Below are 14268 nucleotides of genomic sequence, written 5' to 3' on the forward strand. Positions count from 1 at the left end.
CTTCGTCGTCAGTTGCGGAACAGGTCGAGGATGCGGTTGCGCTCCTCGGGCGGGGCCGGCGGGCTCACCGGGGCGCCGGTCAGGGCTTCCACCGGCGCCGCAGTCGCGGATTCCACGCCCAGGCTTGCCACGCCGCGTCCCGGCGCGTAGTCGTCGTAGTACCACTCGCCGCCCACGTTCACGATGCCGGAAGGCGGTGCGGTGGCGATGTCGGTCACGGGGATGCCCTTGATGGCGGTCTCCATGTAGGCGATCCAGATCGGCAGGCTCAGGCCACCGCCGGTTTCGCGGTCGCCCAGGTTGCGCGGCGTGTCGTAGCCGATCCACGAAATGGCCGTCATGGTGGGCTGGAAGCCCGCGAACCACGCGTCGAGCGAGTCGTTGGTGGTGCCGGTCTTGCCGTACAGGTCGGGGCGCTTGAGCGTCGCCTGTGCCTTGGCGGCGGTGCCGGCACGGGCCACCGACTGCAGCAGCGTGTCCATGATGAAGGCATTGCGCTGGGGAATCGCGCGGTTCGCCTCGTTGAGCACCGAGGGTTGCTTGTCGACCAGCACCTTGTCCTTGTGGTCGGTGATGCGGGTCACGAGGTACGGATTGACACGGTAGCCGCCGTTGGCGAACACCGAGTAGCCCACCGCCATCTGCATCGGCGTGACCGAGCCGGCGCCCAGGGCCATCGGCAGGTAGGCCGGGTGCTTTTCCTTGTCGAAGCCGAAGTTGGTGATCCACTCCTGCGCGTAGCGCGTGCCGATGGACTGCAGGATGCGGATCGACACGAGGTTCTTCGACTTCATCAGCGCGGTGCGCATCGACATCGGGCCGTCGTAGCCGCCGCCGTAGTTCTTGGGCTCCCACGGCTGGCCGCCGGTGGTGCCGGCGTCGAAGAAGAGCGGGCCGTCGTTGATGACCGTGGCGGGGGTGAAGCCCTTCTCGAGCGCCGCCGAATAGATGAACGGCTTGAAGCTCGAACCCGGCTGGCGCCAGGCCTGCGTGACGTGGTTGAACTTGTTCTTGCCGAAATCGAAGCCGCCGACCAGTGCCTTGATGGCGCCGTCGCGCGGGTCCATGGCCACGAACGCGCCTTCCACTTCGGGCAACTGCGTGATCTCCCAGGTGTTCTTGGGCGTCTTCACCACGCGGATGACTGCGCCGCGGCGGATCTTGATGTTGGGCGGGGCCTTGTCGGAGAGGCCGGACTGCGCGGGCTTGAGGCCCTCGCCGGTGATCTGCACGGGGTCGCCGTTGCCGCGCACGGCATCGATCTGCTTGGGCGTGGCCTTGAGGACGACCGCGGCCATCACGTCGCCGTTGTCGGGGTGGTCGTTGAGTGCATCGTCCACGGCCTCGTCGAGGTCCTTGACGTCGTTGGGCAGGTCAACGAACTTCTCGGGGCCGCGATAGATCTGGCGACGCTCGTAGTCCATGATGCCCTTGCGCAGCGCCTTGTAGGCGGCCGCCTGGTCGGCTGCCACCAGCGATGTGTAGACCTTGAGGCCGCGCGTATAGGTGCTGTCGCCGTACTGCGCGTACATCAGCTGGCGCACCGTTTCGGCCACGTATTCGGCATGCAGGCGGTTCGGATCGGCGGCGTCGCGCAGGTGGAGTTCTTCCTTCTTGGCTTCGGCAGCCTGCTCGGCGGTGATGAAGCCGGCTTCCTGCATGCGGTCGATCACGTAGAACTGGCGGCCGCGCGCGCGTTGCGGGTTGTTGACCGGGTTGTTCGCGCCCGGCGCCTTCGGCAGTCCGGCCAGCATGGCAGCCTGGGCGATCGAGAGATCCTGCAGCGGCTTGCCGAAATACGCTTCGGAAGCGGCGGCAAAGCCGTAGGCGCGGTTGCCGAGGTAGATCTGGTTCAGGTAGATCTCGAAGATCTGGTCCTTGGTGAGCAGGTGCTCCAGCTTGAAGGTCAGCAGCACCTCATAGATCTTGCGGGTGAGCGTCTTCTCGGAGCTCAGGTAGACATTGCGCGCCACCTGCATCGTGATGGTCGATGCGCCCTGGCTCTTCACGCGGTTCATGTTCGCCAGGCCCGCGCGCACCATGCCCTTGTAGTCGACCCCGCCGTGGTCGTAAAAGCGCGAGTCTTCGGCCGCGAGCACGGCGTCTTTCACGACCTTCGGAATGGCCGAGATCGGGGTGAGGTTGCGGCGCTCCTCGCCGAACTCGCCGATCAGGGTGCCTTCGGCCGAGAAAACCCGCAGCGGCAGCTTGGGCCGGTAGTCGGAGAGCTCACTGATGTCGGGCAGGTTCGGGTATGCGACCGCCAGGGCCACCGCCACCACGCACAGCACCGCGAGCACGCCGGCTGCGGCAATGCCGAACCCCCAGAAGAAAAAGCGCAACAGCCATTTCAGCCAGGTCGGGCGCTGGGACTTGGGGGAGGGGGTCTTGGCTGGCCCTTTGGGGCTTGAGGTTTCTTGCATGGAGGGCCGGAGAGTCACCCGACATTATAAAAAGCCGCTCTCTTTGCACGATCCGATCTTTTGTTGCTGCTGCATCGCTCTAATTCAAAAGTTACAAAATGCAGATTTGACGTCAGGTTTTGACAACGCTTGAGGGTTTTGCCCCCCGCGGTTGCTTGGTTGCTGCCACGCCTGCTGCTAGCATGCAACCGAACGCATTTTTTTCTATTGGTTACAAATACAGGGGGAGAGGGACCTAACTTGGCTGCTCTTGGATCATTGTTTCGTCGTCAGAACGCTCCCCTGCTGGGGCTGGATGTCAGTTCGTCCAGCGTCAAGCTGGTCGAGCTCGGCCGTGAGGCCAGCGGCAAGCTGGTTCTGGAACGCTGCGCCATCGAACCCCTGGAACGTGGCTGGATCACCGACGGCAACGTCGAGAAGTTCGACGAAGTGGCGGAAGCCGTCCGGCGCGTCGTCCGCAAGAGCGGCACGCGCACCCGCAACGTGGCGCTCGCGCTGCCGCCCTCGGCCGTGATCACGAAGAAGATCATTCTTCCGGGCGGCATGAGCGAGCAGGAACTCGAGATCCAGGTCGAGTCCGAAGCCAACCAGTACATCCCGTTCTCGCTGGACGAAGTCAGCCTCGACTTCTGCGTCACGGGGCCGAGCACCACGTCCGCAGGCGACGTGGAAGTGCTGATCGCCGCGTCCCGCAAGGAAAAGGTGCAGGACCGCGAAGGCCTGGCGGAAGCCGCCGGCCTGAAGGCGATGATCCTCGACGTCGAGTCTTATGCCTCGCGCCTGGCGACCGCCCGCCTGATCGAACAGCTGCCCGGCAAGGGCGTGGACTCGATCGTGGCGCTTTTCGAAGTGGGCGCCTTCACCACCAGCATGCAGGTGCTGCGCAACCAGGAAGTGCTGTACGACCGCGATCAGGCGTTCGGCGGTGCCCAGCTGACGCAGCTGATCGTGCGCCAGTACGGTTTTTCCGCCGAGGAAGCCGAAGCCAAGAAGCGCAGCGGAGACCTCCCCGACGACTACGGCTCCGGCGTGCTCAAGCCCTTCGTGGAGGGCATCGCGCAGGAAATCGCGCGTGCGCTTCAGTTCTTCTTCACGAGCACGCCGCACAACCGCGTCGACTACGTGCTGCTGGCTGGCGGCTCGGCGTCGCTGCCGGGCCTGACCAACGCAGTCACGCGGCAGACCTCGTTTGCCTGCTCTCTGCTGAACCCCTTCGACGGCATGGACTTCAGTTCGAACATCCGTGAAAAGAAGGTCCGTCGCGAAGCGCCGTCCTACCTGACCTCTTGCGGGTTGGCCATGCGGAGGTTCCTGCAGTGATCCTCATCAATCTGCTTCCGCACCGCGAAGCTGCACGCAAGCGGCGGCGCGAGGCCTTCTTTGGCACCTTGGGTGCTGCAGCGGTGCTCGGCCTGCTGATCGCCGGCCTGGGCTACCTCTGGTTCGAGGCCCAGATCTCGGCGCAGCAATCGAAGAACGGCTTTCTCCAGGCCGAGATCAAGAAGCTCGAAGTCGAGATCAAGGAGATCTCGACGCTGCAGGAAGAAATCGCAGCGCTGCGCGCGCGCCAGCAGGCCGTCGAGGACCTGCAGGGCGACCGCAACCTGCCCGTGCACCTGCTCAACGAACTGGTTCGGCAGCTGCCCGACGGCGTCTACCTGACCAGCATGAAGCAGGACAACCAGACGGTCACGCTGCAGGGCATGGCGCAGTCGAACGAACGGGTTTCGGAACTGCTGCGCAACCTGGGCAACAACAGTCCCTGGCTGGTCAAGCCGGAGCTGGTCGAGATCACGTCGGCGAACGTGAACCTGACCCCGCGCGACCAGCGCCGCGTTGCGAACTTCACGATGCGCATTGGCCTGAAACGCCCCACCGATGCTCAAAAGGCCGCTGCCGACAAGGCCGTGGCTGCGGCGGCGCAATCCAAGGGGTAACGGAACATGGCAAGCAATCGCCCCTCCCAGAAAATAGATGTCGGCGCTGCATTGCAGCGTTTCGGCGAGCAGTTCCGCGGGCTCAACCCGAACGATCCGTCGATGTGGCCAGCGGTGCCGCGGTACGCGCTTTGCCTGGCGGTCACCGCCCTGGTGCTGGTCGCCCTGTGGTTCGTCTGGCTGACCAACTCGAACGACGAGCTCGAGAGCGAGCGTTCCAAGGAAGTCGCGCTGAAGGCCGACTACCAGAAGAAGGTGGCCCAGGCGGCCAACCTCGAACTGCTGAAGAAGCAGCGTGAACAGGTGCAGCAGTACGTGACCCTGCTCGAGAAGCAGCTGCCCAGCAAGGCCGAAATGGACGCCCTGCTGTCGGACATCAACCAGGCAGGCCTCGGTCGCAGCCTTCAGTTCGAGCTGTTCCGTCCGGGGCAGGTGTCGGTCAAGGACTATTACGCCGAGCTTCCGATCGCCGTTCGCGTGACCGGGCGGTACCACGACATGGGCGCCTTTGCCGCCGACGTCGCGGGCCTCTCGCGCATCGTGACGCTGAACAACATCACCGTCACCCCGCAGAAGGACAAGGACGTGCTGACGATGGACGCCACCGCGCGCACCTTCCGCTACCTCGACGAAGACGAGCGGGCTGCGCAGAAGCGCGCCGCCGCACCGAAGGCGAAGAAATGAAGATCGCCGCCAAAGTACTGTGGCTGACACTGGCCGCGCTGGGCTTGAGTGCCTGCGACTCCGGGCAGGACGACCTGCAACGCTGGATGGCCGAGCAGCGCGCTCAGGTGAAGCCCTCGGTGCCGCCCATTTCAGAGCCCAAGAAGTTCACGCCGCAGACCTACACCGAGGCCTCGTCGTTCGAGCCCTTCAACATCCTGAAGCTGACGCAGGCGCTGCGCCGCGAATCGAACCAGCCGAGCACTTCGGAGCTGATAGCGCCCGAACTGGCACGCCGCAAGGAGGCGCTCGAAGCCTTCCCGCTCGACTCGATGGCAATGGTCGGCAGCATGAACCGCAACGGCCAGCCAGTGGCGCTGGTCCGTGTCGACAAGCTGCTCTACAAGGTTCGCGTCGGCGAATACCTGGGACTCAACTACGGGCGCATCACCCGTATCAACGAAACCGAAGTCGCCTTGCGTGAGATCGTGCAAGACGCCGCCGGTGAATGGATCGAACGCGTCGCGACGCTGCAGCTGCAAGAGAGTGCGAAATGAACCAAAAGAAATCAACGATGGCACAGTGGCTGCGCGCTGCCGGCCTGGGTCTGCTGGCCTTCGGTGCATTGGCCGTGGCCCATGCGCAAAACGCCATCCAGGCCGTGACCAGCTCGACCCAGTCGGGCGCGGAAGTGATCCGGATCGATCTGGCGCAACCGCTCACGGCGGTGCCTGCCGGGTTCGCCGTCCAGACGCCGGCCCGCATTGCGCTCGATTTTCCGGGCGTCACGAATGCCATCGGCCGTTCCGCGATCGAAGTGAACCAGGGCAACCTGCGTTCGGTGAACGTCGTCCAGGCCGGTGAACGCAGCCGCGTGGTGCTGAACCTGAAGCAGGCCACCGCGTACAAGGCCGAGATCCAGGGCAATTCGCTGCTGGTCATTCTCGAGCCGGTGGCCGGCTCGGCGCTCGTCGCGTCTGCCGGCACGACCTTCGCGGAAAACCGCAACCGGGACATGCTGCCGCTGCGGGACGTCGATTTCCGCCTTGGCGCCGACAGCACCGGCCGGGTCATCGTCGATCTTCCAAACAACCAGGTCGGCGTCGACGTCAAGCAGCAAGGCAAGAACCTCGTCGTGGAGTTCACCAAGTCGACGCTGCCCGAGGGCCTGCGCCGCCGCCTCGACGTGGCCGACTTCGGAACGCCGGTCCAGCTGATCACTTCGCAGCAGTCGGGCGACCGCGTGCGCATGACGATCGAGGCCAAGGGCGACTGGGAGCACAGTGCCTACCAGAGCGAGAACCAGTTTGTTGTCGAGGTCCGCGCCCGCAAGGTCGATCCGACCAAGCTGACGCAAGGCGTGGGCTACAACGGCGAAAAGCTGTCGCTCAACTTCCAGAACATCGAAATCCGTTCGCTGCTGCAGGTGATTGCCGACTTCACGAACTTCAACATCGTGACCTCGGATTCGGTGAATGGCGCGCTGACGCTGCGGCTGAAGGACGTGCCCTGGGATCAGGCCCTCGACATCATCATGCAGGCGAAGAACCTGGGCATGCGCAAGAACGGCAGCGTGCTGTGGATTGCGCCCAAGGATGAAATCAACGCCAAGGAAAAGCTCGAATTCGAGGCCAAGGCCGCGATCGAGAACCTGGAGCCGCTGCGCACCCAGTCGTTCCAGCTCAACTACACCAAGGCGATCGCGATTGCGCAGGGGCTGACCGGCACGGGTGCCTCGTCTGGCGGTGGCGGCGGTGGCGGCGGCGGTACGACGACTCGCATCCTGAGCCCTCGCGGCAGCGTCATCGCCGAGTCGCGCACCAACCAGCTCTTCGTGTCGGACGTTCCGTCGCGCCTGGCCCAGATCACCGATCTGATCCAAAAGCTGGACATCCCGGTTCGCCAGGTGTTGATCGAGGCCCGCATCGTCGAAGCGTCCGATACCTTCGGCAAGTCGCTCGGCGTGCGGCTGGGCGGCGGCATCGCTGGCGAGCGCTTCGCATCGTCCGCCGGCAACCGCGCATTCGCCAACCTCGGCGCGATGCCCGTCGTCACGGCGGGCACCAATGGCGGAGCCAGCACGGCCACCTCCACGTTCACCAACTCCAACTTCATCAACCTCCCGGCGGGCGATGCGGGCGGCACGGGCAACGCGGCAGGCACCTTCGCGATCTCGCTGTTCAACTCGAGCTTCTCGCGCATGCTGAACCTCGAAATCTCGGCGCTCGAAGCCGACGGCAAGGGCAAGCTGGTGTCCAGCCCCCGCGTCATCACGGCCGACCAGACCAAGGCGCTGATCGAGCAGGGCGAGGAAATTCCGTACCAGCAGGCCACGTCCAGCGGCGCCACCTCGATCTCGTTCCGCAAGGCGGTGCTGAAGCTGGAAGTCACGCCGCAGATCACGCCGGAAGGCAACATCATCCTGACGCTGGACGTGAGCAAGGACGCCCGGGGCGTGAACACGTCGGCGGGTCCGGCCATCAATACCAAGCACGTGCAGACCGAAGTGCTGGTCGAGAACGGCGGCACGGTCGTCATCGGTGGTATCTTCGAGCTCACCGAAACCAATGACGAATCGCGCGTGCCGGTGCTGGGTGAAGTGCCCTACCTGGGGGCACTGTTCCGCAAGCGCGAACGCGTTGCCAACAAGACCGAAATGCTCGTCTTTATCACTCCGAAGATGATTACCGACCGCAACGCCGCGCGCTGACGCGCGGGCGTAGCAGCCACCGCGTGGCGGTCGCACTCGTCGGCTTGCCCGGCGCCGGAAAATCCGCAGTGGGCCGGCGCCTGGGGATGCGGCTGGATCTCCCCTTCATCGATACCGATCACGTGATCGAGCAGCGCATCGGCTGCTCGATCCGCGATTACTTCGAGCGCGAAGGCGAGGTGGCTTTCCGGGATCTCGAGCAAACCGTCATTGCCGAGCTGGCGGCCAATGCCCACGGCGTGCTGGCCACCGGCGGCGGTGCGGTGCTGCGGGAGGCCAACCGCAACCAGCTGCGCGATCACTTCCACGTGATCTACCTGCGCTCCTCCCCCGAAGACCTGTTCCGGCGCCTGCGCCACGACGTCAAGCGCCCCCTGCTGCAGGTGGCTGACCCGTTGGGACGGCTGCGGGAACTGCACGATGCGCGCGACCCGTTCTACCGGGAAACCGCTCACGACGTGGTCGATACCGGCCGTCCCACGATCGCGATGCTGGTGAACATCATCGTGATGCAGCTCGAGCTGGCGGGCATCGTCGAGCCGGGCGCCCATCCGGAAGAGCCCACTGCCTGAACCTGCGCTGGCTGCAGCGCCTAAACTCGCTGCCCATGTCCCTGCCCGTACTTTCCGCCCCGACCGAACGCGTCGACATCCAGCTCGGCGACCGCAGCTACCCGATCCTGATCGGTGCCGGCCTGCTGGACGATCCCCTTAGCTTCGCCGCCACGCCCGCCGCCGCCACGGCCCTGATCGTCAGCAACACCACAGTGGCGCCGCTCTATGCCAAGGCGCTGCAGGGTGCCCTGGCGGGCCGTTTCCGCACGGTCCACCTGCTGGAGCTGCCCGACGGCGAGGTGCACAAGAACCTGCAGACGCTGAACCTGATCTTCGATGACCTGCTGGGTCACGGCAGCGACCGCAAGACCGTGTTGTTCGCCCTGGGCGGCGGCGTGGTGGGCGACATGACGGGCTTTGCCGCCGCCAGCTACATGCGCGGCGTGCCTTTCGTGCAGGTGCCAACCACGCTGCTGGCGCAGGTCGATTCCTCGGTCGGCGGCAAGACGGCCATCAACCACCCGCTCGGCAAGAACATGATTGGCGCGTTCTACCAGCCGCAACTGGTGGTCTGCGACCTGGCCACGCTGCAGACCCTGCCGCCGCGCGAACTCAGTGCCGGACTGGCCGAAGTCATCAAGTACGGCCCGATCCACGACATGGCGTTCTTCGACTGGATCGAAGCCAACATCGACGCCCTCGTCGCGCGGGAGCCGGCCGCGCTGGCCTATGCCGTCAAGCGCAGTTGCGAAATCAAGGCGCTGGTGGTCGGGCAGGACGAGCGCGAAACCGGCCTGCGCGCGATCCTCAATTTCGGCCACACCTTCGGCCACGCGATCGAGTCGGGCCTCGGCTATGGCGAATGGCTGCACGGCGAGGCCGTGGGCTGCGGCATGGTCATGGCGGCACGGCTGTCGCAGCGGCTCGGCGGCGTCGATGCCGCCTTCGTCGAACGGCTCACACGCCTGATCGAGCGGGCTGGCCTGCCGATCGTGGGTCCTGCGCTGGGCGCGGACCGCTACCTGGAACTGATGCGCGTCGACAAGAAATCGGAGGCCGGCGAGATCCGCTTTGTGGTGATCGACCGGCCCGGCTCCGCCCTGGTCCGCAGCGCACCCGACGCGCTCGTGCGCGAAGTGCTTGCGCAGAGCTGCGCGGCGCAATGAGCCTCGCGGCCTATGCCTGCCTGCCCGCGCGGTCGCGCGGCCGCCGGCATGCCGAGCCGCCCGCGCCCACGCGCGACGCTTTCCAGCGCGACCGCGACCGCATCGTGCATTCCACGGCCTTTCGCCGGCTGGTCTACAAGACGCAGGTGTTCCTGAACCACGAGGGCGACCTGTTCCGCACCCGGCTCACGCACTCGCTGGAAGTCGCCCAGCTCGGCCGTTCGATCGCACGGGCCCTGCGCATCAACGAAGACCTGGTCGAGGCGATCGCCCTGGCGCACGACCTGGGCCACACGCCCTTCGGCCATGCGGGCCAGGACGCGCTCAACGAGTGCATGGCTGCGCACGGCGGCTTCGAGCACAACCTTCAGAGCCTGCGCGTGGTCGATGCGTTGGAGCATCGATATCCGCAGTACGACGGACTGAATCTCAGCTTCGAGACCCGCGAAGGCATCCTCAAGCACTGCTCGCGCGCGAACGCCGAACGCCTGGAGGCGGCCGAACCGCACGGCGTGGCCCGGCGTTTCCTCGACCGCACCCAGCCGGGGCTGGAGGCGCAGCTGTGCAACCTTGCCGACGCCATTGCCTACAACGCCCACGACATCGACGACGGCGTGCGCTCGGGGCTCATCGGCGTCGAGCAGTTGTCCGAAGTCGAGCTGTTCGAGCGCTACCGCCGCGAGGCGCTCGCCGAGCATCCGCAGCTGCAGGGCCGCCGCGTGCTCTACGAGACCATCCGGCGCATGCTGAGCGCGCAGGTCTACGACGTGATCGATGCGACCCGCGCGGCGCTCGAGGCCCTCGCACCGGCCGACGCCGACGCGGTGCGCAAGGCTCCGCCTGTCGTCGCATTCAGCGCCGCCATGCAGGCCCAGTCGGAAGACCTCAAGCGCTTTCTTTTCCGCAACCTCTACCGGCATCCCCAGGTCGCCCAGACCACCGACCAGGCGCGCGACGTGGTGCAGGAGCTGTTCGAGGCCTATCTCGAGCGCAGTGCCGAGATGCCTGCTTCCTATGCCGAGCGCCACGACAGGCACCGTGCCGTGGCCGACTACATCGCCGGCATGACCGATCGTTTCGCCATGCGCGAACACGAGCGGCTCACGGGGCGCCGGGGCATCGCGTGAGTCCATCCGCAGCCCGGCCGCGCGTTCCCGCCGCCGCCCTGGCCGTCCTGCTGGGCGGCGTCAGCGCGGCGTTGCACCTGGGCAAGCTGCCGCCCGCCGTGCCGGCGCTGCAGGCATCGCTCGGCATTGGCCTGGTCGAGGCGGGATTCCTGCTGTCGCTGGTGCAGGTCGCGAGCATGACGCTGGGGCTGCTGGTCGGGCTCGCGGCGGACACCATCGGCTTGCGACGCAGCATGCTGACGGGCCTGGCAGTGCTGACGGTCGCCAGCCTGCTGGGCGGCATGGTCGCCGGGGCGCACGCCGTGCAATGGCTGCTCCTGCTGCGTGCCGTCGAAGGCATCGGTTTCCTGCTGACGGTCATGCCGGGGCCGGGGCTGATCCGCGCCCTGACCCCGCCGGGTGCGGACAAGGCGGCGCTGGGCCTCTGGGGTGCCTACATGCCGCTCGGCGTGGCCCTCGCGCTGCTGCTGGGCCCGGCCCTGATCGCCTGGGGTGGATGGGCGGATTGGTGGTGGGCACTGTCGATCGTGTCGGCCGGGGCCGCACTCTGGCTGTGGCTGGCGGTGCCAGCCGACCGGCTTCGCCCCGCCGTGGCGAGCCACGAGGCCGCCGGCGGCTGGTCTGCGCGCCTGCGTGCCACGGTCGGTGCGCGCGCGCCCTGGCTGGTGGCGCTGACCTTCGCCGTGTACTCGTCGCAATGGATGGCGGTGATCGGCTTCCTGCCCGCCATCTATGCCGGCGCGGGTGTACCGGCCGCCTGGAACGCGGTGCTCACCGCGCTCGCAGCCGCCATGAACATCGTCGGCAACATTGCAGGCGGCCGCTGGCTGCAGCGCGGCGTGGCGCCGGAGCGACTGCTGCAGCTCGGTTTCCTGACGATGGCGCTCGGGGGCGTGGCCGCCTTCGCGCAGGCAGGGCAGGGCCCGGACGCCTTGGGCCTGCCGCCCGCGCTGCGCTACATCGCCGTGTGCGCGTTCTCGCTGGGCGGCGGCATGGTGCCGGCCACGCTGTTCCTGCTGGGTGTGCGGCTGGCACCGGGGCCCTCCACTGTGTCCACGACGGTCGGCCTCATGCAGCAGGCGTCCTCGCTCGGCCAGTTCCTGGCCCCGCCCGCAGTGGCGTGGATGGCTCATCGCGTTGGCGGCTGGCACTGGACCTGGACCGCCACGCTGGCTTGCTCGCTGGTCGGCATGGCGATCGCGCGGCGCCTGGGGCGGATTCGCCCTGCGGCGGAGATGGCATGACCCACCCGGCGACAATCGCATCTGCCCAGGCCGAAGCCGACACGCGGCGCTGGCTCGAACGCGCGGTGATCGGCCTCAACCTGTGCCCGTTCGCAAAGGCCGTGCACGTGAAGGCGCAGGTCCACTACGCCGTATACGAGCCGGCCGAGGAGACCGGCCTGATGGACGAGCTTCTTGCCGAAGCAAAAGAACTCGCTGCACTCGACGCCGCCGTGCGCGACACCACCCTGCTGATTGCACCGAACACCTTGGCCGACTTTCTGGACTTCAACGACTTCACGGCGCGTGCCGAACGCCGGCTTGCGCGCGCCGGTTTCGACGGGGTGTTCCAGCTGGCGAGCTTTCATCCGCGCTTCCAGTTCGCCGGCACCGATGCCGACGACATCGGCAATGCCACCAACCGCGCACCGTACCCCACGCTGCACCTGCTGCGCGAAGACAGCGTGAGCCGCGCGGTCGAGGCGTTCCCCGAGGCCGAGGCCATCTTCGAACGCAACATCGACACGCTCGAAGCACTGGGCTCCGAAGGCTGGGCGGCGCTCGACGTCGGCCCCGGGAGCGCCAAGCCATGAACACGAACAATGCGACAAGAACCGTGAAAACGAACAAGGCCGCCAAGGCCGACGCAGAGCTGGCCGACGCGCTGCGCCCCGGCCAATCCATCGAACTGCTCAAGGAACTGCACATCCTGACCCGCGAGGGCCGGCTCAACCAGGACTCGCGGCGCAAGCTCAAGCAGGTCTACCACCTGTTCCAGTTCATCGAGCAACTGCTGCGCGAGTTGCCGGAAGAGGGCGCGGGCGCGACGCTGGCCGACCATGGCGCAGGCAAGTCGTACCTCGGCTTCATCATCTACGACCTTTTTTTCCGGCCGCGGCAGGGCAGCGGCCACGTCTACGGCATCGAGACGCGCGGCGAACTGGTCGAGCGCTCGCGCGCGCTGGCGCAGCGCCTGGGCTTCGAGCGCATGTCGTTCCTGAACCTCACCGTGGCCGAGTCGGCGCAGGCGAGTGAATTGCCGGCGCAGATCGACGTGGTCACCGCGCTGCATGCCTGCGACACCGCGACAGACGACGCCATCGCCTTCGGCCTGGCCAAGAAAGCGCGCTGCATGGTGCTCGTTCCCTGCTGCCAGGCCGAAGTGGCCGCCTGCCTGCGCGAAACCAAGGCGCTCGCACTGTCGCGCACCCCGCTGGCCGAGCTGTGGCGCCATCCGCTGCACACGCGCGAAATCGGCAGCCAGCTCACCAACGTGCTGCGCTGCCTGTATCTTGAAGCCAACGGCTACAGCGTCACGGTGACCGAGCTGGTCGGCTGGGAGCACAGCATGAAGAACGAGCTGATCCTGGCGCGCTACACCGGGCAGCGCAAGGCAAGCGCGGCCACGCGGCTGCGCGAACTGCTGGCGCAGTTCGGACTCGACGCTCTGGGCGATACGCGCTTCCGCCTGTCCTGAAAAAATTCGGGCTGCGCGGCGTGGAATCGATTCGGGAATACCGCGCAACCGGCTCTGCCGGGCCGCTGGTGTGGCCCCCGGCCGGGGGAAGGCGAAGCGACATGCAGCGCGCGCAGCCTGGGGGCGAGCAATAGATGGCCCGTCTTCCCCGACTCACCCTGGCCGGCATGCCGCACCACGTGATCCAGCGCGGCAACAACCGCCAGCCGATCTTCGTGGACCGCGCGGACCGCGAGAAACTGCTTGCGCTGCTGGCCGAGAACGCCGCGCGTTTCGGCATCGCGCTGCACGCCTACGTGCTCATGGACAACCACTTCCACCTGTTGGCCACGCCCGACAGTCCCACCGGCCTGCCCCAGTTCATGCAGTCGGTGGGACGCAGCTACGTGCGCTACTTCAACGACCGCCATGGCCGCAGTGGCACGCTGTGGGAGGGCCGCTACCGGTCCACGCTGATCCAGACCGACCGCTACCTGCTGACCTGCATGGCCTACATCGACCTCAACCCGGTGCGCGCGGGCATGGTGGCCGATGCGCGCGACTTTCCCTGGTCCAGCCATGGCCACTACGCCGGACTGCGGCACGACCGCCTGCTGACCCCCCACCCGCTGTATTGGGAGCTCGGCAACACCCCGTTCGCGCGCGAGGCCGCGTATGTCGAACTGGTGCGCGGCGGGGTGCGTGCGGCCGACCAGCGCGCGCTGACCGAGGCGACATTGCGGGGCTGGGCCGCTGGCGACGACGACTTTCTCGACAGCCTGCAGAAGTCCACCGACCGCCGGGTAGTCAAAGCCAAGGCCGGTCGGCCGCCATCGAACACTTCATCCTGAGGTGAAAAAGCAGCGTCAGCTGGCTGACGCATTGGTTTTTTTGCTCCTTTTTTTAATATGTCCCCAATTTAATTCTGACTAGATAACTCAAGATTTAATAGGAATCTGACCCCTATTAAAGTGTTTGGCATTCTTTGTGCATCGCAATATGCTCCATT

Annotated in this window: 13 protein-coding genes; 12 read left to right on the forward strand and 1 reads right to left on the reverse strand. The window is 66.3% G+C overall.

Annotated elements, in window-relative coordinates:
- Window positions 1-8 precede the first annotated feature (8 nt).
- Window positions 9-2423, reverse strand: coding sequence for a penicillin-binding protein 1A (locus ACEN9N_RS01330; protein ID WP_495655212.1), 2415 nt, complete (start codon window positions 2421-2423; stop codon window positions 9-11).
- A 240-nt stretch (window positions 2424-2663) separates the two neighbouring features.
- On the opposite strand from ACEN9N_RS01330, the gene ACEN9N_RS01335 reads away from it, so the two are divergent.
- From ACEN9N_RS01335 to ACEN9N_RS01390, 12 genes are all read left to right on the forward strand, one after another.
- Window positions 2664-3743 carry a pilus assembly protein PilM gene (locus ACEN9N_RS01335; RefSeq protein WP_007835214.1) on the forward strand — a complete coding sequence of 360 codons (1080 nt, stop codon included), beginning with the start codon at window positions 2664-2666 and terminating at the stop codon, window positions 3741-3743.
- Window positions 3740-4360 carry a PilN domain-containing protein gene (locus ACEN9N_RS01340; protein WP_007835215.1) on the forward strand — a complete coding sequence of 207 codons (621 nt, stop codon included), beginning with the start codon at window positions 3740-3742 and terminating at the stop codon, window positions 4358-4360. Before ACEN9N_RS01335 ends, ACEN9N_RS01340 begins: the two co-directional genes overlap by 4 nt.
- Before the next feature lie 6 nt (window positions 4361-4366).
- Complete coding sequence (locus tag ACEN9N_RS01345) at window positions 4367-5044, forward strand: type IV pilus inner membrane component PilO (RefSeq protein WP_007835217.1); 678 nt, start codon at window positions 4367-4369, stop codon at window positions 5042-5044.
- Window positions 5041-5580 carry a pilus assembly protein PilP gene (locus ACEN9N_RS01350; RefSeq protein WP_007835218.1) on the forward strand — a complete coding sequence of 180 codons (540 nt, stop codon included), beginning with the start codon at window positions 5041-5043 and terminating at the stop codon, window positions 5578-5580. The genes ACEN9N_RS01345 and ACEN9N_RS01350 overlap by 4 nt, the downstream gene beginning before the upstream one ends.
- The gene (locus ACEN9N_RS01355) at window positions 5577-7733 is read left to right on the forward strand and encodes a type IV pilus secretin PilQ (RefSeq protein ID WP_495655213.1); all 2157 of its coding nucleotides are present in this window, start codon (window positions 5577-5579) and stop codon (window positions 7731-7733) included. The genes ACEN9N_RS01350 and ACEN9N_RS01355 overlap by 4 nt, the downstream gene beginning before the upstream one ends.
- A 23-nt stretch (window positions 7734-7756) precedes the next feature.
- Window positions 7757-8305 (forward strand): shikimate kinase, encoded by a 549-nt coding sequence (locus ACEN9N_RS01360; protein WP_042673659.1) that lies wholly within the window; start codon window positions 7757-7759, stop codon window positions 8303-8305.
- A 35-nt stretch (window positions 8306-8340) separates the two neighbouring features.
- Window positions 8341-9453, forward strand: a complete 1113-nt coding sequence (aroB, locus tag ACEN9N_RS01365; RefSeq protein ID WP_413313832.1) for a 3-dehydroquinate synthase — start codon at window positions 8341-8343, stop codon at window positions 9451-9453.
- Window positions 9450-10580, forward strand: a complete 1131-nt coding sequence (locus tag ACEN9N_RS01370) for a deoxyguanosinetriphosphate triphosphohydrolase (RefSeq protein ID WP_007835227.1) — start codon at window positions 9450-9452, stop codon at window positions 10578-10580. Before aroB ends, ACEN9N_RS01370 begins: the two co-directional genes overlap by 4 nt.
- Window positions 10577-11824 carry an MFS transporter gene (locus ACEN9N_RS01375; protein WP_495655214.1) on the forward strand — a complete coding sequence of 416 codons (1248 nt, stop codon included), beginning with the start codon at window positions 10577-10579 and terminating at the stop codon, window positions 11822-11824. The genes ACEN9N_RS01370 and ACEN9N_RS01375 overlap by 4 nt, the downstream gene beginning before the upstream one ends.
- Window positions 11821-12396, forward strand: coding sequence for a DUF1415 domain-containing protein (locus tag ACEN9N_RS01380; RefSeq protein WP_413313830.1), 576 nt, complete (start codon window positions 11821-11823; stop codon window positions 12394-12396). The genes ACEN9N_RS01375 and ACEN9N_RS01380 overlap by 4 nt, the downstream gene beginning before the upstream one ends.
- The gene (locus ACEN9N_RS01385) at window positions 12393-13280 is read left to right on the forward strand and encodes a class I SAM-dependent methyltransferase (RefSeq protein WP_007835234.1); all 888 of its coding nucleotides are present in this window, start codon (window positions 12393-12395) and stop codon (window positions 13278-13280) included. The genes ACEN9N_RS01380 and ACEN9N_RS01385 overlap by 4 nt, the downstream gene beginning before the upstream one ends.
- 134 nt (window positions 13281-13414) lie before the next feature.
- Window positions 13415-14110, forward strand: a complete 696-nt coding sequence (locus ACEN9N_RS01390; RefSeq protein ID WP_007835236.1) for a transposase — start codon at window positions 13415-13417, stop codon at window positions 14108-14110.
- The last annotated feature ends 158 nt before the right edge of the window (window positions 14111-14268 follow it).

The sequence above is a fragment of the Variovorax sp. Varisp46 genome (assembly GCF_059491885.1).